Origin of the sequence: Zavarzinella formosa DSM 19928 (assembly GCF_000255705.1) — a bacterium.
Taxonomy (GTDB): domain Bacteria; phylum Planctomycetota; class Planctomycetia; order Gemmatales; family Gemmataceae; genus Zavarzinella; species Zavarzinella formosa.
The window spans coordinates 1,611,835-1,636,834 of the sequence record NZ_JH636439.1; the positions used below are offsets into that span (position 1 = coordinate 1,611,835).

Annotated in this window: 21 protein-coding genes; 10 read left to right on the forward strand and 11 right to left on the reverse strand. The window is 56.3% G+C overall.

All coding sequences use genetic code 11. The features are described from left to right. Positions 1 to 67: 67 nt before the first annotated feature. Positions 68 to 1,324 carry a sulfatase family protein gene (locus BGIM_RS0107615; protein ID WP_020469194.1) on the forward strand — a complete coding sequence of 419 codons (1,257 nt, stop codon included), beginning with the start codon at positions 68 to 70 and terminating at the stop codon, positions 1,322 to 1,324. Here BGIM_RS0107615 and BGIM_RS49210 read toward each other — a convergent pair. Continuing rightward, positions 1,321 to 1,554: an FmdB family zinc ribbon protein gene (locus BGIM_RS49210; RefSeq protein WP_020469195.1), complete on the reverse strand. Its 234-nt coding sequence runs from the start codon at positions 1,552 to 1,554 to the stop codon at positions 1,321 to 1,323. The two genes, BGIM_RS0107615 and BGIM_RS49210, sit on opposite strands and share 4 nt — an antisense overlap. Before the next feature lie 13 nt (positions 1,555 to 1,567). Further along, the gene (locus tag BGIM_RS0107625) at positions 1,568 to 2,524 is read right to left on the reverse strand and encodes a rhomboid family intramembrane serine protease (protein WP_020469196.1); all 957 of its coding nucleotides are present in this window, start codon (positions 2,522 to 2,524) and stop codon (positions 1,568 to 1,570) included. Between the two features lie 139 nt (positions 2,525 to 2,663). Between BGIM_RS0107625 and BGIM_RS0107630 the strand changes: the two genes are divergently transcribed. The 6 genes from BGIM_RS0107630 to BGIM_RS49220 all read left to right on the forward strand — a co-directional run bounded on the left by BGIM_RS0107630 (position 2,664) and on the right by BGIM_RS49220 (position 10,848). Further along, positions 2,664 to 4,154, forward strand: coding sequence for an APC family permease (locus BGIM_RS0107630; RefSeq protein ID WP_238537556.1), 1,491 nt, complete (start codon positions 2,664 to 2,666; stop codon positions 4,152 to 4,154). Between the two features lie 41 nt (positions 4,155 to 4,195). Beyond that, entirely contained in the window at positions 4,196 to 5,110 is a 915-nt protein-coding gene (gene metF / locus BGIM_RS0107635) for a methylenetetrahydrofolate reductase [NAD(P)H] (protein WP_020469198.1), read from the forward strand. A gap of 11 nt (positions 5,111 to 5,121) precedes the next feature. After that, positions 5,122 to 7,494: a DEAD/DEAH box helicase gene (locus BGIM_RS49215; RefSeq protein WP_020469199.1), complete on the forward strand. Its 2,373-nt coding sequence runs from the start codon at positions 5,122 to 5,124 to the stop codon at positions 7,492 to 7,494. After that, the gene (locus BGIM_RS0107645; protein ID WP_020469200.1) at positions 7,491 to 8,255 is read left to right on the forward strand and encodes a copper homeostasis protein CutC; all 765 of its coding nucleotides are present in this window, start codon (positions 7,491 to 7,493) and stop codon (positions 8,253 to 8,255) included. The genes BGIM_RS49215 and BGIM_RS0107645 overlap by 4 nt, the downstream gene beginning before the upstream one ends. 44 nt (positions 8,256 to 8,299) lie before the next feature. After that, complete coding sequence (gene kdsB, locus BGIM_RS0107650) at positions 8,300 to 9,064, forward strand: 3-deoxy-manno-octulosonate cytidylyltransferase (RefSeq protein ID WP_020469201.1); 765 nt, start codon at positions 8,300 to 8,302, stop codon at positions 9,062 to 9,064. A gap of 116 nt (positions 9,065 to 9,180) precedes the next feature. Further along, on the forward strand, positions 9,181 to 10,848 hold the full coding sequence (locus BGIM_RS49220) for a CTP synthase (protein WP_020469202.1): 1,668 nt from the start codon (positions 9,181 to 9,183) through the stop codon (positions 10,846 to 10,848). A 4-nt stretch (positions 10,849 to 10,852) separates the two neighbouring features. Here the strand turns inward: BGIM_RS49220 and BGIM_RS0107660 are convergent, their stop codons facing one another. From BGIM_RS0107660 to lipA, 4 genes are all read right to left on the reverse strand, one after another. Further along, a complete protein-coding gene (locus BGIM_RS0107660; RefSeq protein WP_020469203.1) occupies positions 10,853 to 12,829 on the reverse strand; it encodes an alpha/beta fold hydrolase in 1,977 nt (658 codons plus the stop codon). A gap of 406 nt (positions 12,830 to 13,235) precedes the next feature. Next, on the reverse strand, positions 13,236 to 14,243 hold the full coding sequence (gene holB / locus BGIM_RS49225) for a DNA polymerase III subunit delta' (RefSeq protein ID WP_020469205.1): 1,008 nt from the start codon (positions 14,241 to 14,243) through the stop codon (positions 13,236 to 13,238). Further along, positions 14,240 to 14,887, reverse strand: coding sequence for a dTMP kinase (tmk, locus tag BGIM_RS0107675; protein WP_020469206.1), 648 nt, complete (start codon positions 14,885 to 14,887; stop codon positions 14,240 to 14,242). The genes holB and tmk overlap by 4 nt, the downstream gene beginning before the upstream one ends. Further along, the gene (gene lipA, locus BGIM_RS0107680; RefSeq protein ID WP_020469207.1) at positions 14,884 to 15,792 is read right to left on the reverse strand and encodes a lipoyl synthase; all 909 of its coding nucleotides are present in this window, start codon (positions 15,790 to 15,792) and stop codon (positions 14,884 to 14,886) included. The genes tmk and lipA overlap by 4 nt, the downstream gene beginning before the upstream one ends. Before the next feature lie 274 nt (positions 15,793 to 16,066). On the opposite strand from lipA, the gene BGIM_RS0107685 reads away from it, so the two are divergent. Continuing rightward, positions 16,067 to 17,548, forward strand: coding sequence for a HEAT repeat domain-containing protein (locus BGIM_RS0107685; RefSeq protein WP_020469208.1), 1,482 nt, complete (start codon positions 16,067 to 16,069; stop codon positions 17,546 to 17,548). A gap of 76 nt (positions 17,549 to 17,624) precedes the next feature. Here the strand turns inward: BGIM_RS0107685 and BGIM_RS0107690 are convergent, their stop codons facing one another. From BGIM_RS0107690 to BGIM_RS0107705, 4 genes are all read right to left on the reverse strand, one after another. Beyond that, positions 17,625 to 18,668 (reverse strand): RluA family pseudouridine synthase, encoded by a 1,044-nt coding sequence (locus tag BGIM_RS0107690; RefSeq protein ID WP_020469209.1) that lies wholly within the window; start codon positions 18,666 to 18,668, stop codon positions 17,625 to 17,627. A 5-nt stretch (positions 18,669 to 18,673) separates the two neighbouring features. Continuing rightward, positions 18,674 to 19,564, reverse strand: coding sequence for a YfgM family protein (locus tag BGIM_RS0107695; RefSeq protein ID WP_020469210.1), 891 nt, complete (start codon positions 19,562 to 19,564; stop codon positions 18,674 to 18,676). A gap of 99 nt (positions 19,565 to 19,663) precedes the next feature. Continuing rightward, positions 19,664 to 20,029 carry a hypothetical protein gene (locus BGIM_RS0107700; protein WP_020469211.1) on the reverse strand — a complete coding sequence of 122 codons (366 nt, stop codon included), beginning with the start codon at positions 20,027 to 20,029 and terminating at the stop codon, positions 19,664 to 19,666. A gap of 105 nt (positions 20,030 to 20,134) precedes the next feature. Beyond that, positions 20,135 to 21,103 (reverse strand): SMP-30/gluconolactonase/LRE family protein, encoded by a 969-nt coding sequence (locus tag BGIM_RS0107705; RefSeq protein ID WP_157368663.1) that lies wholly within the window; start codon positions 21,101 to 21,103, stop codon positions 20,135 to 20,137. A gap of 73 nt (positions 21,104 to 21,176) precedes the next feature. Between BGIM_RS0107705 and BGIM_RS0107710 the strand changes: the two genes are divergently transcribed. Beyond that, a complete protein-coding gene (locus BGIM_RS0107710; protein ID WP_020469213.1) occupies positions 21,177 to 21,980 on the forward strand; it encodes an SDR family NAD(P)-dependent oxidoreductase in 804 nt (267 codons plus the stop codon). A gap of 9 nt (positions 21,981 to 21,989) precedes the next feature. Here BGIM_RS0107710 and BGIM_RS0107715 read toward each other — a convergent pair whose 3' ends face one another. Further along, on the reverse strand, positions 21,990 to 23,456 hold the full coding sequence (locus tag BGIM_RS0107715; protein ID WP_020469214.1) for a thiamine phosphate synthase: 1,467 nt from the start codon (positions 23,454 to 23,456) through the stop codon (positions 21,990 to 21,992). A 154-nt stretch (positions 23,457 to 23,610) separates the two neighbouring features. Here BGIM_RS0107715 and BGIM_RS0107720 point away from each other — a divergent pair, with 154 nt between their 5' ends. After that, positions 23,611 to 24,951 carry a hypothetical protein gene (locus BGIM_RS0107720; RefSeq protein WP_020469215.1) on the forward strand — a complete coding sequence of 447 codons (1,341 nt, stop codon included), beginning with the start codon at positions 23,611 to 23,613 and terminating at the stop codon, positions 24,949 to 24,951. The last annotated feature ends 49 nt before the right edge of the window (positions 24,952 to 25,000 follow it).

The following is a 25,000-nucleotide window of genomic DNA, read 5'->3' on the forward strand; positions in this document are numbered from 1 at the left end:
TTGTGGCGTTGTGAGATGTCGCGAGTCAAGCAAGCATCGGCCACTTTTTTCTCTCCGGGCGCCGATCATGCGTTGTTTCCCTTGGTTGATGTTCTTTTTCGTTGTTTCACCGATTTTTGCGGCTGAACCGCCGAATGTGTTGATGATCGTCGGTGATGATTGGGGCTGGACCGATTTCGGCTTCATGGGACATCCGGAAATCAAGACTCCGCATCTTGACCGGCTGGCCAAAGAGGGCGTGTTGTTTCCCAATGGCTACACGCCAACGTCGCTGTGCCGGGCAAGCCTCGCCACCATTCTCACCGGACAATTCGCGCACGAGCATCGCATTTGCTGCAACGACCCACCGGCCGGGATCGACCGTGATGAGATGCTGCCGTTTTTGAAGAACGCCCCGGCGTTGCCCCGGTTGCTTCAGGATCGCAAATATCAAAGTTTCCAGACCGGCAAATTTTGGGAAGGGCCGTTCCAGAACGGCGGCTTCACCCACGGGATGACCACCAAAGGCCGCCACGGGGAAGAGGGATTGGTGATCGGCCGACAAACCCTGGAGCCAATCCATGACTTCATCACCAAATCAACCGGCCCGTGGTTCGTCTGGTATGCCCCGATGATGCCGCACGAACCTCACACGCCGCCAGAGCGGATTTTGAAGAAATACGCGAAAGAGGGCCGCGATCCCCGGTTGGCCAAATATTGGGCCATGTGCGAATGGACCGATGAGACGGTGGGCGAATTGTTGAAATGGCTGGAAGAGAAAAAGCTTCGGGACAACTTGCTGATTGTGTTCGTCGTGGACAATGGTTGGGTGCAATCCACCGGCCCGGTCAAGAAAGGGGATCAATTCGAGACTCGCTCCAAAAACTCGGCCTACGATGCCGGAGTTCGCACGCCGATCATCCTGCACGGGAAGATGATTGGCAAGCGACAACGCCGCGAGGAATTGGTGTCCACGGTCGATCTCGCGCCAACGATCATTGATGTTTGCGGGGTGGAATCGAAACCCAAAATGTCCGGCGAGAGTTTGATGGCCCTGTTGAATGGAACATCGAAACGAGATCGAAACAAAGTGTTCGGTGAAATTTACCTGCACACGGCCGCGACGTTGAAAGACCCCCAAGTGAATCTGACCCATCGTTGGGTTCGCCATCGGGAGTTCAAATTGATTCTCCCCACCGTCAAGGATTCAACTCCAGAGTTGTTCGACATTGTCAAAGACCCGATGGAGAAGACAGATCTCGCCGCCAGTCATCCCGAAAAAGTGGCCGCTCTCACCAAAATACTGATGGATGAATGGAACGGATGGCCGACGAAAAAGCCTTAACCAGTTCGCTGGCACCAAGGCTTTCCGCAGCGGGGGCCAACTCCGCAACCGCCGCCGCCCATCGGCATCGCCATGGCCGAATTCACCGGCGCGGCGGGCAGGCTGATCGCCTTCGCCACGCGGGCGCTTGAACAAGCCGGGCAGGTCACCATTGGGATGTCTGACTCCCGGCGAACCAACTGCTCGAAGTTCACGCCACATTCTTCGCATTCAAAATCGTACATCGGCATCGAGAAAGGCTCCTCAAGTTGACTGTCGGCGTTTTTTGTAAATCTCGCTGGCTCGCAGCAGAACTTGTTGTTCCGATTCGGTCAGGCTGGCTTTCCCGGTCTTGTTCACCTTGTCAAGAACTTCATCCAGTTTGGCCTCCAGATGTTCGTCCAATCCGCTGCCAGCCGAGGAAGAGGAATTCATTCCCCCGGTGCCGACGCTGGCCGTCGCGGGTTCGGGTTTCGGCTCCGGACGTTCTTGAAAGATTCGCAATTTGGAATTGGATCGTCGCGACCTGGCTTTTGCGTTTGCCGACGACGGCAGCCAATTCAGAATCCGCCACGAGAGGCGGTGATAAGAGAAGGCAAAACAGGCCGATGCCAGATGGACGCCCAGGATGCCGGCTTTCACTGAGTTGCTGTCTTGGTAAACGATGTCTTGCACCGCGTAACCAATCAGCATGAACCAGAGGGGAAGAGGCAACATCTGATGCAGCATTCGTCCGGGATAGTGAAGGACGTAAAGCACAAAAAGGGCCGTCACCGTCGCCGAAGGTCCGCGCAGCACCCCCATGAATTGAGGGCTGATCGCGGAGATTGCCGTGAAGGTCAGCCCGCCCAGAAGGCTTGTGAAAAGCAACAACGCCAGATATTCCCGGCTCCCGTACAAGTCTTCGACGTGTCGGCCGATCCAAATCAGGAAGAAAACCGTGACGATGACATGCAAGATATTCTCGGGCTGATGTACGGTTGCATAGGAAAGCACCCGCCAAACCTCGCCCTTAAACACCAAATCGGGATTCAGTTCGAGCAGGTTGGTGATGCCTTGCGGATTAATGTCTCCCATGCCTCCCCGTCTGGGCAAAGAGGCGTTTTGGGCGACAAACAGAAAAAGATAAATCACCACCAAGAAAACGGTCACTTGGGACCGGGCGAAGGGATTGTGCCAACGCCTGTCTTCGCGGTAATAGTCCCTGTCGGCAATGCCCATTCGCGAATCTCCCGCACACGCTGGCCTCCTGTTGTTTTAACAGATTCTTGGTCCGAACGGAATACTCGCACACTTGGTATCCGGGAAACAGGACGATGAATGGTTGAATCACGCGCGAGACTGGTTTACATTGGGCCGCATGAACACTGACAGTAGTTTGCCTCGTGTCGTCGGATTCACGGCGGCGACCGCCGTTGTCGTTGGGACCGTCATCGGCTCCGGAGTCTTCAAAAAAGCGACAGCGGTGGCCAATTTGGTCCCGGATTTCACACTGGCAATGCTCGCCTGGGTGGTGGTCGGTGTGCTTACCCTTCTCGGGGCGCTGGCCCTCGCGGAAGTGGCGGTGATCGTGCCCAAGGTCGGGGGAAATTATGCGATCCTGCGGGACGCCTATGGCCGTTGGGCTGGATTCCTGTGGGGCTGGGTCGAATTTTGGATCATTCGCAGCGCTTCCATCGCCGCTCTTGCCACCATCTTCACGGAATCCCTGCACGACATTCTGCGGCAAACAATCGCGGAGAATCCATCGGGGGAGATCATTGGCCCCCTTGGTCGTTCACTCATTACGGCCGGGGTCATCATCGCCTTGGGGTTGATTAATGCCCGTGGCACGAACTGGGGCGGGGCGCTTCAAGTGACGGTCACGGCTGTCAAGGTAGCCTCGTTGATCGGGCTTGCCATGTTGCCATATCTCGTCGCGCTGGCTGGAAAAACACCGGCAATCAGCGAAACACTGCCGTTGGCCGTGACAGAGAAAGCCATCTCAATCTCCGGGTTTCTCGGCGCCTTGGTGGGGGTCTTTTGGGCATATCACGGTTGGATGAACATCGCCCCCATCGCCGGGGAAGTGAAGAATCCCCAACGGAATATCCCTCTGGCGGTGATTTGCGGCGTTTCACTCATCATCCTGCTGTATCTGAGCGTGAACATTGGTTACCACCAAGCCATCCCCATTGGGGAGATTGCGGCGCTCAAGGGCACGGTGGCCGGGGAATATGCCCGTCGGCTGTTGGGACCGATTGGATTGGTGCTGGCCTCGGGCGCCATCATGGTGTCGGTGTTCGGTTCGCTGAACGGAAACATTTTGGTGGGGCCGCGATTGCTGTTCGCAATGGGCGAAGACCGGTTGGCCCCCCGGTGGTTGTCCGGGCTTCACCCGCGTTATCAAACCCCGGCAAGGGCCGAACTCGTGTTGACCGGGTGGTGTGTGATCCAAGTCACGACCGTGGCCATCCTGCTTCAAGTAACTCTGCCAACTCTTGAACTCGCCGGTCAAACGCTTGATTTGAATTTGCCGCGAGACAAATCCCCGTTCGATGTCATCACCGATTTTGCGATGTTCGGGGCGATTAGTTTTGAAACGTTCGCCGTCGCGTCCATCTTTGTGTTCCGCCGCCGATACCCGAGAGATCAAGTCGCGTTGCCGTATCGTTGTCCTCTCTATCCGGTTCTCCCGGCGGTTTATGTGTTGGCTCTCGGAGCCGTGCTGGCCAACATGTTCATCAAACAGAGGGCCGAATCGCTCACCGGCGTGGGTTTCATCACCGTGGGCGGGTTGATCTATCTGCTGTTTCTCCGCAACACGGGAAAGAACCCGAACTCGACCGCCAAGGATGAACTCATTCCGTAAAACAAAGCCCAAGACCCGAAGTTGGCAACCCTTGGCGTTCCATGCACATCAGTGAAATTTTCGCCGATCACGCGACGACCTTCAGTTTCGAGTATTTTCCCCCGAAGACGGACGAGGCTTCCGAGGAACTGTTCCTGACCATCGCCCGGATGCAGGAACTCAAACCGTCGTTTGTCTCTGTCACCTATGGGGCTGGTGGCGGCACGCGCGAACGCACCCACGATCTGGTCGTGCGGATCATCCGGGAAACCAAAATTCCGGCTGTTTCGCATCTGACGAGCGTTTGCCACTCGCGGGAGGAACTGGCCGAGATTCTGGATCGCTACGCCGAGAAAGGCGTTTGCAACATCCTTGCCCTCGGAGGCGACCCGCCAAAGAACATCGTCGGTTACGACCGTGAGAAAGACGCCTTCCGACATGCCGCTGACTTGGTGGCGTTCATCCGTTCCCGAGAGAGAAAACCCGATGCCAAAGGGTTCGGCATCGGTGTCGCCGGCTTCCCGGAGGGACATCCGGGCACACCGAACCGCCTCAAGGAAATGGATTATCTGAAGGCCAAGGTGGATGCCGGGGCCGATTATATCTGCACCCAGCTCTTCTTTGAAAACCGGGACTTTTATGATTTCCGCGAACGGTGCGATTTGGCGGGCATCCGAGTGCCGATCATTGCCGGGATCATGCCGATCAGTTCGCGGGCCGGAATGATTCGGATGGCCGAACTGGCGCTCGGCGCCCGGATTCCGGCCGGGTTGCTCCGGGCCGTCAGTCGCTGTCAGGATGATGAATCGGTGGCCAAAGTCGGCATCCATTGGGCGACGGAACAGTGCCGTGATTTGCTTCACGAAGATGTGCGGGGTATCCACTTTTACACGCTGAACAAGTCGGACGCGACCCGGCAAATTTATCTGAACCTCGGCGTGACGGATTCTGTCGCCCTTCGTCGGGCCTGTCTCTGAGGTTGCCGTTCATGACCCGTGACGAACTCGCCAACAAGTATTTAGAGCAACTGCCATATCCCCCGTACCCGGTGCAGGAGGAAGCCCTCCTGACATGGTTCACTACGGATGAGGGGGTGATGGTCTGCGCACCCACGGGCACGGGAAAAACGCTGATTGCCCAGGCGGCTTTGTTTGAAGCATTGCACACCCGCAAAGTGGCCTATTACACCACGCCGTTGATTGCCCTGACCGAGCAGAAGTTTCAGGAAATGCAGGCCGCCGCCGAGCGATGGGGTTTTTCCAAAGACGACATCGGCCTCATCACCGGGAACCGAAAGGTCAATCCCGACGCCCGCGTTCTGATCGTCGTGGCCGAGATTCTGCTGAATCGGCTACTCCAACCAGACGGTTCCGATTTTTCGGATGTCGCCTCGGTGGTCATGGACGAGTTCCACAGTTTCGCCGACGTGGAGCGGGGTATCGTCTGGGAGTTGTCCCTCGCCTTGTTGCCGAAGAATGTCCGGTTGATGTTGCTCTCGGCCACGGTGGGCAACTCAGCCGAGTTCATCAACTGGTTGAAGTTCTCCCATCAACGGACGGTCGAACTGGTCGAGAGTTTCGACCGAAAAATTCCGCTCACCTATCAGTATGTTCCCGACCAGTTTCTCGGGGAATTTCTCGTCGATTGCGCGAAAGGTCCGGAAGCCACTCGCAAAGTGCCGGCGTTGGTGTTTTGCTTCAACCGGGACGAATGCTGGTCCACCGCCGAGATGCTCAAGGGGTTGGATGTTCTCCCGGCTGAGAACAAAGCCCGCCTCAATGCCGAAGTGGACAAATACCATTGGCCGAACGGGGTGGGGCCAAAACTCAAGCAGATTCTTCGCCGTGGCGTGGGCGTCCACCATGCCGGGTTGTTGCCCTTCTATCGCCGGGCTGTGGAAGACCTATTTCAACAGAAATTATTGAGCGTTGCTGTCTGTACGGAGACACTGGCGGCCGGGATCAACTTGCCCGCCCGGTCGGTGGTGATGACCAGTTTGATGAAAGGGCCGTTCGGCAAAGAAAAGCTGGTCGATGCGAGTTCTGCCCACCAGATTTTCGGCCGGGCCGGGCGTCCGCAATACGACACACAGGGGTTCGTTTTCGCGTTGGCTCACGAAGACGACGTGCGAATTTTGCGGTGGAAAAAGCAGTACGATCAAATTCCCGAAAACACCAAAGACCCGGGATTGCTCAAAAAGAAAAAAGAACTGAAACGCAAAAAACCGGATCGAAACTCGAACCGGCAATATTGGAACGAGGCCAGTTTCGAGAAACTGAAAACCGCTCCTCCCGGCCGGTTGTACAGCAAGGGGCCACTGCCTTGGCGGTTGCTTGGCTATCTGCTTCAAATTTCGCCGGAAGTCTCCCGAATTCGCGGCGTCATTCGCAAGCGATTGCTGGACGCTCCCCGGATCGTGGCGGGCGAGAAGCAGATGGAGCGGATGTTGTTGACGCTTCACGAAGATGAATTCGTTGCATTGGAACCGGCTCCGATCAAGGATGAGGCGGGCAAATATCCCGAGGAATACAAAGCCGACCGAGCCGTTCCAACTGCAAAACTCGATCAATTGATGGCCTTCCGTAGCGTCCATCCGCTTTATGGAACCTTCCTGATGGAAGTTCTGGGCAAGGCGAGTTGGGACGAGCGTGTGCAGGTGTTTGAAAGTGTTTTGGAAATGCCCAGACCGCTGCTGAAATCAGTCCGGCCGCGTGGCGTCGCTCCCGGACCATTGGAAACAGAACGGGTCCGCGTTGCCTTGGAACAAGCCGGTTTGCTGGCTGTCGTTCCCCCTCCCGGAGAAGAAGAGGAGGAAGACGGGGGCTGGGTTCCGTGGGAAGAACGGCCGGAACCGGAACCGTGGTTTGCCGAAAAACTCAAAATGTATTTCGAGCTGAAGCATCCGGACATGACGGACTTGGAAGTCTACTCCGTCTGGGCCGCCGGGGAGTTGCTCAAAGACTTTGCCGGGAACTTCAACCTCTATGTTCGCACCAAGGATTTGACCAAGCAGGAAGGCATTATCTTCCGGCATCTCCTCCGGCTAATCCTCTTGTGCGATGAGTTTGCCCAATCCACTCCTCCCGAGACGACCCAGGAAGAATGGCGGGAATTCTTGCGGGATTTGGCCGTGCGGTTGACAGATGCCTGTCGAAATGTGGATCCGACCAGCACCGAGGAAACGATCAAGAAAGCCCAAGTGGACGACGCGCTCGCCAAGGGGACGAAGGTGCATGTCGTCCCCGCCGAGTTGAGCGAAGTGCCGATGGTCACGATCTTCGACTCGGCCAACATGCCGGCCGATCAGAATGACGATTTCGGAGCCGGGTTGGACGATGACCCGCCGCCGAGCCAGTCATGAGCCGGATTCTTCTAGAAGTTTGCACGGCCACCCTTGATGACGCCCTCGCCGCCGCCCAAGGCGGGGCGGATCGGCTGGAACTAAACTCGGCCTTGGAATTGGGCGGGCTGACTCCGTCCCCCGGCGTGTTTCTTCGGATCAGAGAAGTCGTTTCGCTTCCGTTGTGTGTGATGATTCGCCCCCGGCCCGGCGGATTTCATTACTCTGCAAACGAATTTCAAATGATGATTGAGGAAGCCAAATGGTTCCTCAATCATGGGGCTGATGCCATCGTTTTCGGAATTCTGACCGAAGATGGCTTGGTCGACATGAATCGTTGTCGGGAAATCGTCGAACTGGCCGGAACCGGCCGGGCGATCTTTCACCGGGCCTTCGATTTGACGCCGGAACCGAAGGCCGCCCTCGAACAACTTATTCATCTCGGTTTCGCACGGGTGATGACCTCGGGCCAACAACCGGTGACTTTGGCCGGATGCTCGCTCATCAACGAATTGATTTCCCAAGCGGCTGGCCGGATTGAAATCCTCCCGGCGGGCGGCATCAAAACTCAAAATATGCGGGAAGTGATCGCCCATACGGGCTGCGATCAAATTCATGCGTCGTTACGTTCAGACCGGGAGGATCGTTCCGCAAGACATCGCCCGGCGATTCAGTTCGGTTCGGCCTCGGGCGATGGGGAGTGCTTTTACCGTTCGACGGACGTGTCCTTGGTCAAGAAGATGCGGGACTTGTTGGACGGGCTACACAATCACACTGGATGAACTTACACTTTTCCCAATAGGTTTTATCGACAGGAAGTCGTCTCATGAGTTCCGTGATCGTCATTCCGGCAAGGTACGAATCCACCCGTCTGCCCGCGAAGGCCCTCCTGCGAGAAACAGGTAAGTTTCTGGTGCAGCATGTCTACGAGCAAGCTTTGAAAGTTCGTGGGATCGACCAAGTCATCATTGCCACGGATGATTCCCGGATCATGGCCGCCGTGGCCAGTTTCGGCGGTCATGCGGCGTCGACCCGCAACGACCACCCCTCGGGAACAGACCGGATTGCGGAAGTGGCGGCTGCTCTTCAAGCGGATATTGTCATCAACCTCCAAGGGGATGAGCCGCTTCTTAACCCTTCCTATCTCGAATTGCTCAATCAATTGATGCTTGACGATCCGGCCGCCGAAATGGCGACTTTGGCCGTGCCGGTTCGTAACGAGGAAACTTACCACAATCCGAACGCTGTGAAAGTGGTCTGCGACCGGGCGGGGAATGCCTTGTATTTCAGCCGTTCGCCAATCCCCTACGTTCGTGATGCGCTGCCGGACTTCAACGCGGAGCCGCCAAAGTTTCTGCATCATCTCGGCCTATATGCCTATCGCCGGGATGCTCTGTTGAAATTTGCAATGCTTTCACCCCATCCGTTGGAAGAATCGGAAAAACTGGAACAACTTCGCGCCCTTGGCTACGGATGGACAATTCGTGTGGGAATCGTTCCGACTGCCGGTCACGGGGTGGACACCCCGGCGGATTATGAGCGTTTTGTGGCCGAGTACCGTCGGCGTCAGGTAAACGATCCCGCCGTCTAAGCAGTTCGGAGGCGGACCGGGGCGAGTCATCCGGTATAATGAAGATGGAATGAATTCCCGCGTTTGGGGCGCGCGGGACCACTCCCCAAACCCACTTCAAGAAAGTCCGCTTGTCCATGACCAAGTATATTTTCGTGACCGGCGGCGTAGTTAGCTCGCTCGGCAAGGGGCTCACGTGTGCCTGCATCGGCCTGATGCTGGAACGCCGGGGGTTGAATGTCCGGCTGCAAAAGATGGACCCGTACATCAACGTCGATCCGGGGACGATGAGTCCGTACCAGCACGGTGAAGTGTATGTGCTCGACGACGGAGCCGAAACGGATCTTGATCTCGGACATTATGAACGCTTCACCAACGCCCCGCTCAACCGCGATTGCAATTTCACGACGGGGAAAATCTATTCCTCGGTCATCACGAAGGAACGCAAGGGGGAATACAAGGGCCGCACGGTTCAAGTCATCCCGCATATCACGGACGAGATCAAGTCCTGCATTCGCAAACTAGCCACTCCGGATGTGGATGTGGTCATCACGGAAGTCGGCGGCACCGTCGGCGACATTGAGGCCATGCCGTTCTTGGAAGCCATCCGGCAATTTAACCTGGATGTTGGCCGAAACAATTGCATGTACATTCATCTCACTCTTGTGCCGTACTTGAAGGCGGCCGGAGAGTGCAAAACGAAGCCCACCCAGCATAGCGTTGGCGAGCTTCGCAAGATCGGCATCCAACCCGACGTGCTGATCTGCCGGACGGAACGGGAACTTCCCAAGGAAGAAGCCGAAAAAATCGCCCAGTCCTGTAACGTGGAACGACGGGCGGTCATCGAGGAACGGGACAAAGAATACACGATTTACGAAGTCCCCCTCAGCTTGGTGAACAACAAACTCGACGAACTGGTAATCGAACGGTTGGCCATCACCAATGCGAAACCACTGAACATGGACGATTGGAAGTCCATGATCGATTCCATGCGGGCTTGGGACCGGGATGTGAATATTGCCGTGGTCGGCAAATATGTGAAACATCACGACGCCTACAAATCCGTGTATGAATCACTTGTTCACGCGGGAATCGCCAATCACTGCCGGGTGAACATCCGCAAGATCGAGGCGGAAAAAGTCGAGGCCGAAGGCGCCGAAAAAGCTCTGGCCGGGGCCGATGCCATCCTCGTGCCGGGCGGGTTCGACAAGCGAGGTGTGCTTGGCAAATTGGAAGCCATCCGGTTTGCGCGTGAGAAGAAGATTCCCTTTTTCGGAATCTGCCTCGGGTTACAGTGCGCAGCCATCGAGTTTGCTCGGAACGTATTGGGCTTGGAAGAAGCGAACTCCACCGAATTCAATCTCACCACCCCATATCCGGTGGTCGCCCTTCTGGATGACCAAAAGAAGGTCACCCAAGTTGGTGGCACCATGCGATTGGGGGCTTATGAGTGCCGTCTGGCCGACGGGAGCAAGGCGCGCGAGGCTTATGGGTCTGAATTTATTTGGGAGCGTCACCGCCATCGTTATGAATTCAACAACGATTACCGGGACGTGTTCTCCAAAGCCGGATTAACCATCTCCGGGACCACCCCGGACAGCACGTTGGTCGAGGTGTTGGAACTGGCCGATCACCCGTGGTTCGTCGGCGTGCAATGTCATCCGGAATTCAAATCCAAGCCGACCAAGGCTCATCCGCTGTTTCGAGCGTTCGTCGCCGCAGGGTTGGCGTATCGCGCGGAAAAAAAAACCGACCACGCCCGACATCGGGCCCAATCGGTGATTAGCGCCACGTTCCCTTCGTGACCGATTACTTTTTCGGGAACTTCCAAAACTCATCAAAAAGGCCGTTTTCGATCACCTCGAAAGCGGCCTTGTCTTTGGCCGTCGGTGTTGGTTTGACAACGGCAAAATCTCCCAATCGCGGGTAGAGTTGCGCGTTTGTTCCCTTGAACTCAGCCTCATGAAACGTGTGGCCGGAGTTTAAAACGACATACGCGCCCGGAGTTTTGGGATGGGGATAAATCATCATCGGGAGATGACTCTTTGCGGGATAAACCCCTCCATTGACAGTCAGGTTTTCCGAAGTCCATTTGAAGGGCAATTCAGGCAGCAATCTGGCGATGAGCGAATTGCTGGACGGATCGCCAAAGAGGATCAACGACTTGTTTCCGATCTCGGACGGGATCAATTCCGAATCTTTGACCACCCGAAGTTCGCCACGAAGATTCTTGTCCCATTCACGTTTGAACCGTTCCAATTGAGCCATCGCGGCTGTGTGCATTTCCTGGTTTGCGGGTTTGCCGGTTCCGACCACACAGACGAAGGCTTTCGTAAAAGCGTCGTCAATCGGCCCTTGCAGGTTTGGCCTCTTTTCCAAAGTTGAAGAGGTTTCTTTGGCCATGCTCCATTGGCCGTTCAACTTGACGAATGAGCGGGTGAGGGCCTTATCCTCATTGACACTTCCCACGTTTTGGCCGTCAATTGTCACTTGTCCGGGAAATCCAGAACTGGCGGGTTCGGTATTGGTCAGGGTCAGCCGTCGGATGTTTTGTGTCTTCAAATCGAATGATTTACCGTCCCAAGCGCCAACCACATTTGCGGCTTGATAGTGGTGTTCCATGCCCTCGATTTGAACCCAGTCGCATGTTGCATTTTTCAGGGTGAATGTGGTGAAATTCACTTTCGCAGGCATGAACGGTCTGGCCTTGCCCGTTCCGGCAAACTCTTGCAGTTTCTCCTCGGCTTTCTTCTGCCATTCGGGCGGGAATTTGTGTTCGAGACCCGGCCCGATCAGATGGGTCATGTGTTTGGAAAGCCCTAGTTCTTTCAATCGCTTTTCGATGTTGTCGGCCGCGAGACGTTGCTTGTCGATTTCTCCGCTGTAGGCAACCACGGGAACGTCCGAAACGTTGGCGACATAATTGAGCGCGTCATAGATCGTCAGCATCTCTTCCACAGGTTGCGGCAGAACCTCCGGCAAACCGCCGATGTAACCGTGAGTGGTGGTGAAACCGGCTCCCGGTTGAATCGCCACAAACCGATCCGGATGACGCAGACCAAGATGCCAGGTTCCCGCCCCGCCCATCGAAAAACCTTTGAGAACCACCCGTCGAACATCCAGCAAGTCGGCCCGGCCCAGCGATTTTTCCGTTGCGATGAAACCGGCAAGGGCTTCAAAAACATCGTTCTCCCCGGCCCAACGATAGGCGTTGTTCCCCCGGCCATAAATGTCGAGCTGGATAAAATCGTTATCTTTGGGGGTGTTTTTTTCCGCGTGGCTGTTGAGAAATTTCACTTCGGTCAGGGTGCTGTCCCGGCCATGAAGCATGATGTCGATTCGCCACTTTTTCTTTTCTTTGCCATAACCGGCGGGATACCACACCCCATATGGCTGAACCGAACCGTCCACGTCGGAACGATATGCTCGGGCGACAGACTTTCCGGAGACGTCCAGCCATGCTGGCTTGCCAGTTTTGGCCAGTTCGGAACGCTTCATCCCCTGATCGATCACGGCCAGAATTTGCTTGCCGATGTCGGCGGTGAAATATTCATGATGGCGGGTGATCCATTCGATGGCCTTCGGGTAGATCAGCAAATCTGCCTGGTGTTCCGGGGACAATTTTTTGACTGCCGATGCCACCGCTTCATCGAGAGTTGTTTTCTTCTCGGCAATCAGTTTCAGGGCGGCGGCATCCGGGGATTTGGCTGGCGGCGGGTCAAAATTCTGGGCCAACATTGGAGACGTCAAACTCGCCACGAGGAGCAGGCTTAAAAGGAGTCGCATGACTGGTCACTTCCGATGAACGGGAAACGTCCAGACAGGGTAGCCGGGGAGATGGCCGGATGCAACGAAGGAACGAAGAAATCGCTTTCCTCAACCTGTCGGCGGTGGTGGCAACGGAGGCGGGTCATTGTCGCCGGGGATGTTCGGATTCGGAATGGAAGGGCGGTCTGCCGGATCACGTCGATTCGGCGGCAGCTCTCTTTCCGGCGGCAGGGATCGTCTGGGCGGCGGGCCGTCAATGTCGCGTGGGCGTTCGGGGGCCGAATAACCGGGCCGCAGCCAGTCCAACGTGTCGGCCACGGGTGCGGAACTGCACCCGGCCGAGCAAATAAGGATCGCCCAAGGCCATTTCATGATGTGATCGAAATAACACGCGATTCCGATTCACGCAAGAACGATCTGCCGATTATCGGCCGAGAAAATCGGCAAAGGCTTCCAGAATCAGGTCAATCTGCACATACCGCTCGTTTTGGTCGTCGGCAGCAATCGCCCGCTCCGTCCACCGGTCAATCTTGTCGAGGCCGACCCGTTCGGCAAACTTGCTCAATATCTCATGTAATTCAGAATCAGCCACCAGCGGGGGAACTCCATGAACAATCCGCACGGCATCCTGAAGGAGATTGACGAATAACTTCAACACCAACGCAAGTCGCTTTCGCTTCGGGCCACTTTCCTTGCCCGCTTCGTCGATGAATTGCTGCCATTGCTTGGTGAACTCAAGGCTGTCGATTTGCTCGGATTTCAACAAGCCAACAAGGATGTTCCGAAACGCCCAAAGATCCGGGTCGTTGAGTTCGATCGCTTGTCCGGGGCTGCCGCCGCCGAGGCGGGCGAGACGATCCCGAAGAATCGGATCATCCACTCCGTGGCGACTGAGAATTTCCCGCACATCCGCAGGCAGCAGCGCCGAAAATCGCACCACCTGACACCGGGAACGAATGGTCGGGAGCATTTGTTCCGAATCAACCCGGCTAAGAAGGATGAGCATGGCCTTGGGCGGTGGTTCTTCAAGGGTTTTCAAAAAGGCATTGGCCGCTTCGGTGCTTAGAGTCTCCGCATCATCCAAAACGGCGATCTTGTAACCGCCGCGCAGAGATTTCATGCCGAATTGATCGATCAGTTCTCGCACTTGCTTGATGGGAAACTCGTTCTTGTCGGCCGGTTTGGTCGCGTAAAGGTAATCGGGATGAGTGTTCGCGGTGAACAAATGACAGCCCGCGCATTCTCCGCAAGATGCGAAAGAGCTGGTCTTCCGTTCACAAAGCAGCGTGTTGGCCAATTCGCGGGCAAGTGATTGTTTGCCGATGCCGGGCGGTCCCGCGAACAGATAGGCATGACCCAACCGGCCGGTTTGCCAGGCATTGGCAAATTGATGAATGATCCGGTCGTGGCCGAGGATTTGTTTCCAACTCATGATTCAGTCGGGATCGTCAATCCGCGCGAGCGGAGCAGGGGGGCGACATGCCGGCGCAACTCAGTCTGAATCGCATCGACGGAGGCCGATGCGTCAATGATCCTGAATGTGTCCGGCCGGTTGGCAGCCTCCGTGCGAAACCCCGCCCGGACACGTTCAAAATAGGCTTCTCCTCGCGATTCGAGCCGGTCGGCGGTCCGGCCGCGTCGTTTGGCGGCCTCGCCAATGGGCATGTCAAGAATCATGGTCAGGTCCGGCATCAGTTGGCCGGTGGAAAACAGACCGACCATCCTAATCTCTTCCGGGTCAAGGTCACCCGCATGGCCCTGATAAACGACATTCGCCGAGACGAACCGATCCGAGATGACCACTGTTCCGGCTTCCAAGGCCGGACGAATCACTTGATGAACCAACTCGGCCCGGCTGGCCATGAACAGCAATGTTTCCGCGCGGTCACCCATGCGGGATTCTGTGTTGAGCAAAATCGCCCGAAGTTGATCGCCAACGGGTGTTCCTCCGGGATCGGCACAGCGAATTGCGGGGATGCCGATGGAAGAAAGCCAGTCAATTAACAAACGGCATTGGGTCGATTTGCCCGTCCCGTCGATGCCGTCCAACGAGATGAACGGGGCCGGAGTCTTCATGCCGTCATTTCCATGTGCGGAACCATTTCATCCGCATGGTAACTCGACCGCACGAACGGCCCGGCCACTACTTGTTTGAAACCAAATTGCCTGGCCTTGGCGGCAATTTCATCAAACTCGGCGGGGGGCAGAAACCGCGACACCGGAATGTGTTTGAGCGTGGGGGCCAAGTACTGCCCGAGTGTCAGCACATCGCAATTAATCTCGCGGATGTCCGCGATGACATCGAACAATTCGCCGATGGTCTCGCCGATTCCAAGCATCAAGCCAGTCTTGGTCACCATGCTTGGGGAAACTTCCTTGACCCGTTTGAGCAGATCAAGACTACGGCGATATTCCGCCTTGCCCCGCACTTTTTTGTGCAGGCGGGGAACCGTCTCTAAGTTGTGATTGAAGACGGCCGGATTCGCTTCGATCACCCGGTCGATGGCCGCATGATCGCCCATGAAATCGGGCGTCAGCACTTCTACCGCCGCACCGGTTCGTTCCCGGACGGCCACCACGCAGCGATAAAAATGATCGGCCCCGCCATCGGGAAGATCATCTCTCGTCACGGAGGTGATGACGACATGCTTCAACCCAAGCCTGTCAGCCGCCTCGGCCACTCGGGCGGGTTCGTCGTCTTCCAAGCCCTCCGGCGTGCCGCGAGGCACGGAGCAAAAGCCGCAAGGGCGGGTGCAGATGTTCCCGAGGATCATGAATGTGGCAGTTCGTCGCGCGTAGCATTCGGGCCGGTTGGGACAGCGGGCGCTCTCGCACACTGTTTCCAATTTCAAATCGTCGATGAGACGAGTCGTGAAAAAGTTTTCGTTGCCCTTCGGCAGCGTCCGCTTGAGCCAGGCGGGCAAACGGTGACGGGGCGGTTCGTCGGCGGGCAGGCTCGGCAAGACGGGAAGGGTCAGCATGCGTGAAATGATTCACCGGTTAAAAGGTTGCTTCCTTCCATCATCCTAGCAGGGGGACTTCGCGCTGGAAGAGTTGAAGGGAAGTTCTTCAGAGATCATCGTTCCCTTGTGGCGGTCGCGGTGCAACCGATTCAAGCGGTTATTTTTGACAGGCCATTTCATCATGCTTCGGAATGGAACGCAAATTGCCCTTGGGGTAGCTGGCGGGCATTTGACATATTGAACAATCGGTGGATGTTCCGGCCGAGGCATTGATCGCATTGGGAGTCGCATCATGGCATGGTCCGTGCGGAAACAAGTGTTTGCTTGGTGTGCGACGGGACTGGGTCTCGTGGCGTTGGAAGAATCGTCGGTTGCCCAAGGCCGGGACAACAACCGACCCCTCGATCAGGACACGATCAAACGGCTTGAAGCGGTCATTCCGTCGGTGAAGGATTCGCTCAAATCAGGGAACCCCAATTCCCAAAAAGCGGCTCTGACATTGCTCGCGGATCTGCCGCCGGCTCTGGTGGCGCGGGCCGACATGGGGCCGGCGATTCGGAATCTTCTGGAAAGCAAGCCTGCCGATCCCGAAATCGTGAACATGGCTCTGCGGGCGTTTGGCAAAAGCTACCCGTTGCCGGCCGAGATCGACAAAACCTTCAAATTGTTTGATGGCTCCACGGACCCGGCCGTTCAGCAGGGGCTTGCGGAAGCCGCCACGGGATTGGTCACCTCGGCCGTCCCGTCCAGCAAATCAGTGCGAAACGCCAAGCCATATGCGGACATTGCGGCAACGGTCATGCCTTATCTCTCCAATTCCCTCAATGGCGCTCGTCCGGCGACAAGGGTGACGGGATTAAAGGGATATCAATCCATCGGAACGTCTTTGGCGGATATCTTCACGTTTGAATCAAATCCCTCCCGCGAGTTGTTCCCGGATGAGGTAAAGCCCAAGACCGACCGTTGGGAACCGCTTTTTCCGATTCTCAAAAAGTTAGACACTGAATTGCCGAAATTGGCCGGTGTGCTTGCCGATCAGGATGCCACCGCACGACTCACGGCCATTCAAGTGGTTGAGTCTTTTGGCAACGCCCGGAAAGCGGCCGTCGCAGCCGATCCCGGCATCACCAGTTTTGGAACCAAAGGTTTTGAACCACTGGTTCCAAAACTGGCTTCATGCCTGCAAGATTCGGACCCGGTCATTCGGATGGCGGCCATCGAGGCATTGGACCCTCTTGGCGGCGGGCTTGTTCACGTCGGCGCGTTGATTCCCGCGACCTCGGATTCGGTTCTTCCGGTGCGTTGGGCGGCAGTCCGGGCGTTGGGCAAAATCGCCCCGGCCAATGGGACCGGCAAGGATTCGGCGGCAGCCGTGGAGGCTCTTGCCAAGTTGGCGAACGACCCTGATGTGGATCTTCGGTCAGCCGCCCTGGTCGCCTTGCAACGGTATGGGGCGGCCGCCAAGGCCGCTAACTCCGAGATTGTCCGGGCGGTCACCACGGGGGATGTGGAATGCCGGATCATCGCCATGCGAACGCTGGTTGCCGTCAAACTGGATCCGGTTGACGCCGTCCCGGCCTTGGTTCCGGCGCTGGAAGATGATATCCGTCTGGCCCGTGCGGCGGCCGTGGCGCTTGGCCGTTACGGTCCCCCTGCCAAATCAGCCGTCCCGTCGCTTCGGAAGGCACTTTCGTCAACCGATCAAGAACTCCGCCTGGCAGCTGGCGAAGCTCTTCTTCTGATTGAAAATCCGAAGAAGCCAAAAGATGATTGAGTGAAGCGATTGTCTCGGACGAAAACAGAAATCTTCGGAGCCGTTACTTGTCGTCGAGGCGATCAAGTGGCGGCTCTTACTTTTTCCGATGGGTTCGCAGGGCCTGAAGCAAGGACTGAAAATCTTCTGGCAACGGGGCTTCCATTTCAATCCATTTGCCCAATCGCGGATGTTGAAACCGCAAACGGAAAGCATGCAACGCTTGTCGCGTGATGATTGCATGATCCCCTTCGTGGCCGGGGAGCATCCCGTTGACATCCGACAGCATCACACGATCCCGGCCGCCGTAAACCTTGTCGGCCATCACCGTGCAACCGACGCTTGCCAAATGGACGCGGATTTGGTGTGTTCGCCCCGTGCGGGGTTGCACGCGGACGAATGTGTGTCCCCGAAACCGTTCGACCACTTCGTAGAAGCTGCAAGCGTCCTTGGCTTCCTCGTCGTTTTGGTCGTTGGTGACAAGCATCTTCACCCGGTCATGCGGGTGGTGTTTGATGCGCCCCTCGATGTAATCGCTGTCGCGGTCCAGTTCTCCGGAAGTGACGGCCGCATATTCTTTGAACACCCGCCGATCCGCGAAGGCGGCCGCCAGTTCCCGGTGGGTCTGTTCTTCCTTGGCAATTAAGATGACGCCGCTGGTGTCCCGGTCAAGACGGTGGACGATTCCCGCCCGATAGGTGCCGTTGGCATTGCTCAGCTCGCGGAAGCGGAATTGCAAAGCGTTGACGAGCGTGCCGGACCAGTTGCCCTTCGCCGGATGTACCACCATATTCGCGGGTTTATTCACCAAGGCCAGCCAGTCGTCCTCATAGAGAACATCCAGCGGAATGTCCTCGGGAACCGGCAGATCATGCGTGGGCTCGGGAAGCTGGATGTGGAGCTGGTCGCCGTGCCGGACTTTGTAACTTGCCTTGCTTGGCTTGTTGTTGACCGTGATTTTCCCGGCTTCGATGGAATCTTGGATCAGGCTTCGACTGAATTCCGTGAAGTGTAAAACCAGAAAACGATCCAACCGCATCCCCTCGGCGCGAATTTTCACGTCGATATGGATCGGCCCCAAACGAGAACTCCCCGCCGTGATTGGCGGGGAGAGATCATCTTCTTCAAATTCTTCAGACATTTAGACTACTTGGCCTTTGGAGGATCGACCTTCTTGGGTTCCGGTTCGGTTGCTTTTTTAGGCTCCGGTTCTTTCTTCAGATCCGGCACGTCAGGCAGTTTGGTCGTCGGGGGAACAACCGGTTCGGGTTGCTTGACCACCGGCGGGGGAACCACCGGTTCGGGTTGCTTGGTCACCGGAGGAATCACCGGGTTCGATTCTTTGACAATGGGGATCACCGGGGCCGGAGGAGCTGCATAAAAGGCTTTCTGAGCCTCGATGAATTTGGCCTTGTCGTCCTTCAATTCCTTGGCGCGGGCCGCATACTTCTTGCTGAGTTCCAAATCCGGGAAGATCGATCCGGCTTGTGTGTAAGCTTCAATCGCCTTGTCCGCATCGCCACGGGAATCACTCCCGCCTTCGGTCGTGGGCAGGCCGACCAATGCTTCCTCGGCTTGAGCAAGCCCCACCCACGCTTCTTGGAGCATGGCCGGTTCGTCGTAGGATTTGAATTCCTTGGTGAGATCGGTGAAGTACTTCTTGGCATCATCCAGACTGTTGGCCGCTTTTTTGCGGTCATCGGGTTTGTCCGTGCCAATCTTTTCCAAGCCATCCACGGTGAGCGCCCGGCGGGCCATGTGAAGCTTGGCGATGCTGCCGAAGATCGTTCCGCGTTGTTCTTCCATCAAGGCCTTGAGTTTGTCCGCCGTGTCGGCGGTCTCAAGTTGCAGAACCTTGGCGTCTCTCGCCTGGGTTTTCTGCTTGGAGAAATAGCGGAACAACAGCACCCCGGCGACGATCAATAAAGCCGTGCCGAGGATGTAATACAGCGTGCGGCCGTCAATCTTGTTCTTCACCGAACTTAAGGATTGAACAAGCGAGTTCGTTTCCAGATCCTTTTGTTCGTCGGCCTGCATGACCGTAATCTCCTTGTCATTATCGTCGCGCGATTTTCTCGTGACGCTAAGGATAGGGTTTCGGTGAGTCGGGTCAACGCGAAAGAAATGACTGTCAGATCAATTTCCGGGCGCCGGGCCGATGAGATAGCCGATGGGAACCACCAATCGGGCAAATTGGTCGCCGAGATTTCGGGCGTCCAAACTCATTACCTTGGCCGTGGAGATGGCGATGTACCAAAACCGCTGCCGGTCACGGGGGGGAAGATCATCGGGGTTCAGACCCAATTCACGCACCAACTCCTTGTCCCAGCGGATCGTCTGCAAAAGCTTGGCCAACTCCCGCCAAGTCACTCCGGAGGAAACCACCGTTCCGTCGTTTAAGGTGATTGTGCGACCGATCACGACATGCAGAATCGCCCTAAACTGGCCGCGAACCAGTTGATGGTGCCGAAGCGATTCGAGAAATTCGGTCAGTCGTTCCATGACTTGGCAATTCGTCGGAGCGGGCTTTTCTAAATTACCTATTCAACCAATCTTATGCAGACTCACCAGTCATCGGCGACATTCGCATTGGAACTTTAGTGTCATTTACCCGTTCGTCTTTGCCAGCACCGGTTTCGGAACGAGCAAGTTTTCGATTTCCGTGAAAAACAGATCTCCGGCCGACGGTGATTTCACCATTTGCCCGGATGGCATGTCCTCCAGCGCGGTTGTGAAGACCGCAAGACTTTTGCTCTCCCGTTCCACCAATAGCGGGCAGGTGACTCGGGGAGAGCCGGGCATGTGACATTCATAGACACGCTTTCCGGTGTTCAGATCATAGGCGATACCCAAACCATGTTCGGCATGATCCGGGTTGTAGAAAGCGATCAGCGCCGTTTGATTCCCTGCATCAACCATGCCATCCGGGAAGCCGATTTCGTTCCTCAAATCAAGCGGTGTCGAAAGATATTCCAATTTCGGCGGGGCCACCTGCAATCGATACTTCCGGACTTCGCGGGTGGGGGTGTCGATGTCGTAAAAGATGTAGTCATCTCCGTCCGCGTGGAGGATTTTCCCGTTGGAGCAGGTTTGGCCGTCGGCCAGCACATGGATGGTCTTCGCCCGAATGTCGAACAGGAATAGCTGGGCGATGGTGTCCTTGAACAAGGTGTCTTTGGTTCCGAAGACCGCGTATCGGCCATCCGGAGTGATCTCGGCATCATTGATGATGGTTCGTGGGTTTTTGTCGGGTATTTCCCCAAGCATCGTCCAAGTCTTGGCGTTCAAATCAAACAGACCGATTTGCTTTGTCAATCCGACAAGAACAACATCGGGCATATCCGTCGGCAGAAAAAATCCGGGTCGGCCGGGAAGGGGGAATTGCAGTGTTTCGCCAGTTTCCCAATCGCGCAACCAGAGTGTTCCCGTGGTCGCTTCCGGCGCGGTTTGGATGTTCACCCAGCCGAGCATCGAGCGGCCGTTGAACGTCACTTGTCGCGGGCCTTCGGGGAGAAAACCGTCGGCCGGGGTGGGGGAATGAAACAACACGCGGGCGGTGACCGTCGGAATCGTCATCTTGATCCCCTCGACTCGGAAGGCGGTTTCTACACTCACCATTATGTTACCGTCCCCTGTTGAAAGGTCTCGCATGTGGCTCGCGGGCAAAAAAGCTCTGATCACCGGCAGTTCGAGCGGCATCGGCTTGGGCGCTGCTCAGGCGTTTGTGCGGGCCGGGGCGGCGGTGGTTGTCACCTCCGAACGTCCGTTGAGTGACTTGCCCGAAATCGCGAGTTTGACTGACGGGGGAAACGCACATTATGTCCAAGCCGACATGACCAAAGAAGGAGAACCGGCCCGGCTCGTTGATAAGGCATGGGAGAAACTGGGCGGATTCTCCATTTTGGTCAACAACGTCGGCACGTTCCGGGAACCGGGATTTCTAGACCTGTCTTGGAAGAACTTTGAGTTTGTCTTTCGGCTCAATGTCTGGTCCTCCGTCGCGGCCACTCAACAATTTGTGAAGCGGGCCAGACAGGCGGGGCAGGGGGGGCGAATCCTTTTCACGACCTCACTGAACGGCACTCGATCCGAACCGGCCCACACGCTTTACGATGCCAGCAAGGGGGCAATCAACGCCCTCACGCGGCAACTAGCTGTCGAACTGGCCCCGGATTTCACCACCGTGGCCATTGCCCCCGGATTGGTGGAAACCCCGCTCACGGACATGGGCCTGCGCTCCGACCCGGCCGCCCGGCAGGCCATTCTGGATCAGATTCCGGTGCGACGGATTGCCAGTGTCGATGATCTGGCTCAATGGTATGTGTTTCTGGCATCAGACGCGGCGGGGTATGCGACCGGGAACATCATCACTGTGGACGGCGGTCTGGATGCCCAACAAATGCCGTCACGACCTTTGAGTGGCGGGGAACAAGAGATCGCCCGCCCGGCATGATGGTTTCTTTCACTTCGATGTTGCCAAATTCAATGCGTTAAGCAACTGTCGGGCTGTTGCCTCGGGGTTGCTTGCCCGAGTGATGACCGCCGACACCGCCACGCCGGATGCGCCCGCGTCGACGGCCTGGCCGATGTTGTCGAGATTGACGCCGCCGATGGCGAACATGGGGACAAGGCTCTTTTCAGCTGCATGACGCACATATTCCAACCCGGCGAATTCCTCGAAGCGTTTGGTTGAGGAAGGAAACGTCGGGCCGACGCCGACGTAATCGGCCCTCATCGCCATTGCCCCCGCCAGTTGACCAGGGTTATGGGTGCTGACGCCGATGAGCATGTCCGGGGGAAGAATTTTCCTCACGGCGGTGATCGGCAAATCTTCCTGACCCAGATGCACACCATCGGCCTCGACCAATCGGGCCACATCCGGCCGGTCGTTTAGGATGAACAAGGTGTCGGTTTCGCGGGTCCACTGCCGAATGCGCTCGGCCGTCTGAAACAAGGTGCGGTCATCCACGTTCTTTTCCCGCAGTTGAACAACGGACACTCCTCCGGCGATGGCCCCCCGAACAGTGGCCTCCAAGCCGTTTGGACATGACTCGGACGAAACCAACAAATAGAGTTTTGCATCTTTCAAGCGTTTGCGGAGGGGTGATTCGACAAACAAATCCCGCTCCAGCGTGTAACTCCGGTAACGAAGTTGCTCAATTTTCACCGAGGCCATCGGATCGATGATCTTGCCGAATTCCTCCAAGGAACGCAGCGACTCTTGAAGCCGCTTGATGTTGACGAGAGCCACATCATTCGCGTCCATCCGGCGTTGTTCTCCGGGGGTGGAAATGACCGTCCCCACGTCGCCGATGGTGTCCCGGCTTTCCAAAACGGCCAGGGCCGGATGGTCCCGCAAAATAGACACGAAATCATGTCGAAGGTTTTTGACGCTCTCCGTGATGCGGGGATCGTTTCTGGAAAACCGGGCGTAATCATCCAAAATCCGCAAGGATTCCCGGATTCGATTGCCGTTGACATCGCACATTCGCCGGACGGAAGACATGTCTGAAGGGGGAGAGATGACGGCCGGTTCTTCCGTGCGAATGACCTCAGTGACTTGATGATCGAGCAGGTGATTAATTTTCCCGCCGCTTCGCTCGACGATGGTTTTCAATTCCGGCTGATGGGTCAGCAACGTCAGCAGGAGATATTCCCCGGTGATTGTGCTTTCCAATCGGTCGGTGGCGGTTTCCCGAGCGAGATGAAGAAACTTTCGTTGGTAGATCGTCATCGGGGTGAGTTGATCCAGTGCCTGTCGTAAGTCTTCCAACCGGCAACCGGCCGCCGTCAGGCGTTCGGCAGGCAGTGATTCGTCGTCCGCGATCAGCGCCAACATCAACCGGTTCAAATCCAGTTCGTCCACCACGGAGTTGGTTCGGGCAAACAGGATAGCCTTTTCGGCGGCCGGGCTGAGATCGGTTTTCATTCGTGCAAATTCCGGGCTTGTGGCGTTGGTGATATCTTATCGCGGCAAAGATGACGGTTTTTTAAGGCCGCCAGAAGAGTCTATGCACCCACATTCGTCCGTGTATCATGGGTGGAACCCCTAAATCTTTCATTCAAATTTGAGGAATTGTGTCATGGCCGCCGACCGTCCGCCTCCGCCTCTCCCCGGCAAGCAACCCCGTCGGGACGGAAACGACAAACCCAAAAAGGGTCCTCCAACCATCTTGTTCGTCCTGCTTGGAGGAGGAGCCGCGTTTTTATTGGTCTGTGTTGCTGTTGTGGTCATTGTGGTCATGAGCTGGAAGTCTCGGCAGAAGGCGGCCGAAGAACTGGCCGCCAAGCAAAATGAGCTGGTGTTGAAGGGTTTCGATGGCGACAAAGATGCCCAAAAAGCGATCGAGGAAGCATTTCAACAAAATTTGAAGGTACTTGAGGAGCAGGTGAAAAAAGAGGAGCAGAAGAGAAAAGAGGAACAGGCGAGAAAGGGTGAGCAGCCGAAAAAAGAGGAAGTAAGAAAGGAGGAAGCCCCGAAAGAGTCGGAATCGGAAGAGCCTTTGGTTCCTAAAATCCAAGCAAAACCGGATGCCAAGGCGCTTACTTTTGACGAGCATTTTGCGGCCGTTCTGGAAAATCTTGCCTTAACCGAGCCGCAACGACTGCAAAAAATCAACCCCCGGTTCAACGCACTGCCGGCAACCAAACAGGACGACATCCGCCGGGTGCAGGCAATCATCCGGAACAGCCTGTGGAGGCAAATGGGGGATGAGGAACTAAAACTCACCCGCGCGTTCAACAGATATTTCCACCTCGGACAACTATTCACCGCCTATGTGGCCATCGCCGATTTGGAAGGCGCCCCCAATCTGATCAAGTTGATGAAGCTGACCGAAACGGGGGCGATGCTCTCGTTCAAGGTGGATTATGGCCGTGAAGCATCGAACGTCCGGCAGAACATCAAGCAGGCCATCGAACTGGCTTCCACTCGCGGCTTGAATGAAATTGAAACGGAGACAAAGACCTCTCTGCGAAAGTACCGCGAATATTTCATTCACATGTCCAAGGAGCCATCGGCCGAAGAAATCGCCCGCCGGGAAAAGGAGGCCAAGGAAAAAGCCGAAGCCGACGAAAAAGCTCAGATGGAAGCCCTCGCCAAAAAAGAGGCCGAGGAAAAACGCATCGCCGACGAAAAGGCCCTCAAGGAGAAAGAAGCGAAAGACAAGGCCGATGCCGAGGCGGCCGAACAAGCCAAGATCAGGAAAAACTATGCCCAATTGGTCATCGCCAAGGCTCGCATCGAAGCCGAGGCCGAGAAACTCACGAAGGACACCAAGGACAAGATTGAAAAGGCCAACACCATGTCCAAGTACCGGCTGGCTGAGTTTCCAAAAGTGTTGAAGAACTTGGGACTAACGACTGCGGAGGCCGACGCATTGATCGCCCGCGGTAAGAAAGAAAAGTGGCCGACAATGGAGTGACCAAGCACTGCTTTCCTCAAGAGCCTGTAACGCCAAAGCGTTACAGGCT

Excerpts from the sequence above, each read along its gene's own strand:
- BGIM_RS0107615 (WP_020469194.1), top strand. The coding sequence starts at position 68 with ATGCGTTGTTTCCCTTGGTTGATGTTCTTTTTCGTTGTTTCACCGATT.
- BGIM_RS49210 (WP_020469195.1), bottom strand. The coding sequence starts at position 1,554 with ATGCCGATGTACGATTTTGAATGCGAAGAATGTGGCGTGAACTTCGAG.
- BGIM_RS0107625 (WP_020469196.1), bottom strand. The coding sequence starts at position 2,524 with ATGGGCATTGCCGACAGGGACTATTACCGCGAAGACAGGCGTTGGCAC.
- BGIM_RS0107630 (WP_238537556.1), top strand. The coding sequence starts at position 2,664 with ATGAACACTGACAGTAGTTTGCCTCGTGTCGTCGGATTCACGGCGGCG.
- metF (WP_020469198.1), top strand. The coding sequence starts at position 4,196 with ATGCACATCAGTGAAATTTTCGCCGATCACGCGACGACCTTCAGTTTC.
- BGIM_RS49215 (WP_020469199.1), top strand. The coding sequence starts at position 5,122 with ATGACCCGTGACGAACTCGCCAACAAGTATTTAGAGCAACTGCCATAT.
- BGIM_RS0107645 (WP_020469200.1), top strand. The coding sequence starts at position 7,491 with ATGAGCCGGATTCTTCTAGAAGTTTGCACGGCCACCCTTGATGACGCC.
- kdsB (WP_020469201.1), top strand. The coding sequence starts at position 8,300 with ATGAGTTCCGTGATCGTCATTCCGGCAAGGTACGAATCCACCCGTCTG.
- BGIM_RS49220 (WP_020469202.1), top strand. The coding sequence starts at position 9,181 with ATGACCAAGTATATTTTCGTGACCGGCGGCGTAGTTAGCTCGCTCGGC.
- BGIM_RS0107660 (WP_020469203.1), bottom strand. The coding sequence starts at position 12,829 with ATGCGACTCCTTTTAAGCCTGCTCCTCGTGGCGAGTTTGACGTCTCCA.
- holB (WP_020469205.1), bottom strand. The coding sequence starts at position 14,243 with ATGAGTTGGAAACAAATCCTCGGCCACGACCGGATCATTCATCAATTT.
- tmk (WP_020469206.1), bottom strand. The coding sequence starts at position 14,887 with ATGAAGACTCCGGCCCCGTTCATCTCGTTGGACGGCATCGACGGGACG.
- lipA (WP_020469207.1), bottom strand. The coding sequence starts at position 15,792 with ATGCTGACCCTTCCCGTCTTGCCGAGCCTGCCCGCCGACGAACCGCCC.
- BGIM_RS0107685 (WP_020469208.1), top strand. The coding sequence starts at position 16,067 with ATGGCATGGTCCGTGCGGAAACAAGTGTTTGCTTGGTGTGCGACGGGA.
- BGIM_RS0107690 (WP_020469209.1), bottom strand. The coding sequence starts at position 18,668 with ATGTCTGAAGAATTTGAAGAAGATGATCTCTCCCCGCCAATCACGGCG.
- BGIM_RS0107695 (WP_020469210.1), bottom strand. The coding sequence starts at position 19,564 with ATGCAGGCCGACGAACAAAAGGATCTGGAAACGAACTCGCTTGTTCAA.
- BGIM_RS0107700 (WP_020469211.1), bottom strand. The coding sequence starts at position 20,029 with ATGGAACGACTGACCGAATTTCTCGAATCGCTTCGGCACCATCAACTG.
- BGIM_RS0107705 (WP_157368663.1), bottom strand. The coding sequence starts at position 21,103 with ATGACGATTCCGACGGTCACCGCCCGCGTGTTGTTTCATTCCCCCACC.
- BGIM_RS0107710 (WP_020469213.1), top strand. The coding sequence starts at position 21,177 with ATGTGGCTCGCGGGCAAAAAAGCTCTGATCACCGGCAGTTCGAGCGGC.
- BGIM_RS0107715 (WP_020469214.1), bottom strand. The coding sequence starts at position 23,456 with ATGAAAACCGATCTCAGCCCGGCCGCCGAAAAGGCTATCCTGTTTGCC.
- BGIM_RS0107720 (WP_020469215.1), top strand. The coding sequence starts at position 23,611 with ATGGCCGCCGACCGTCCGCCTCCGCCTCTCCCCGGCAAGCAACCCCGT.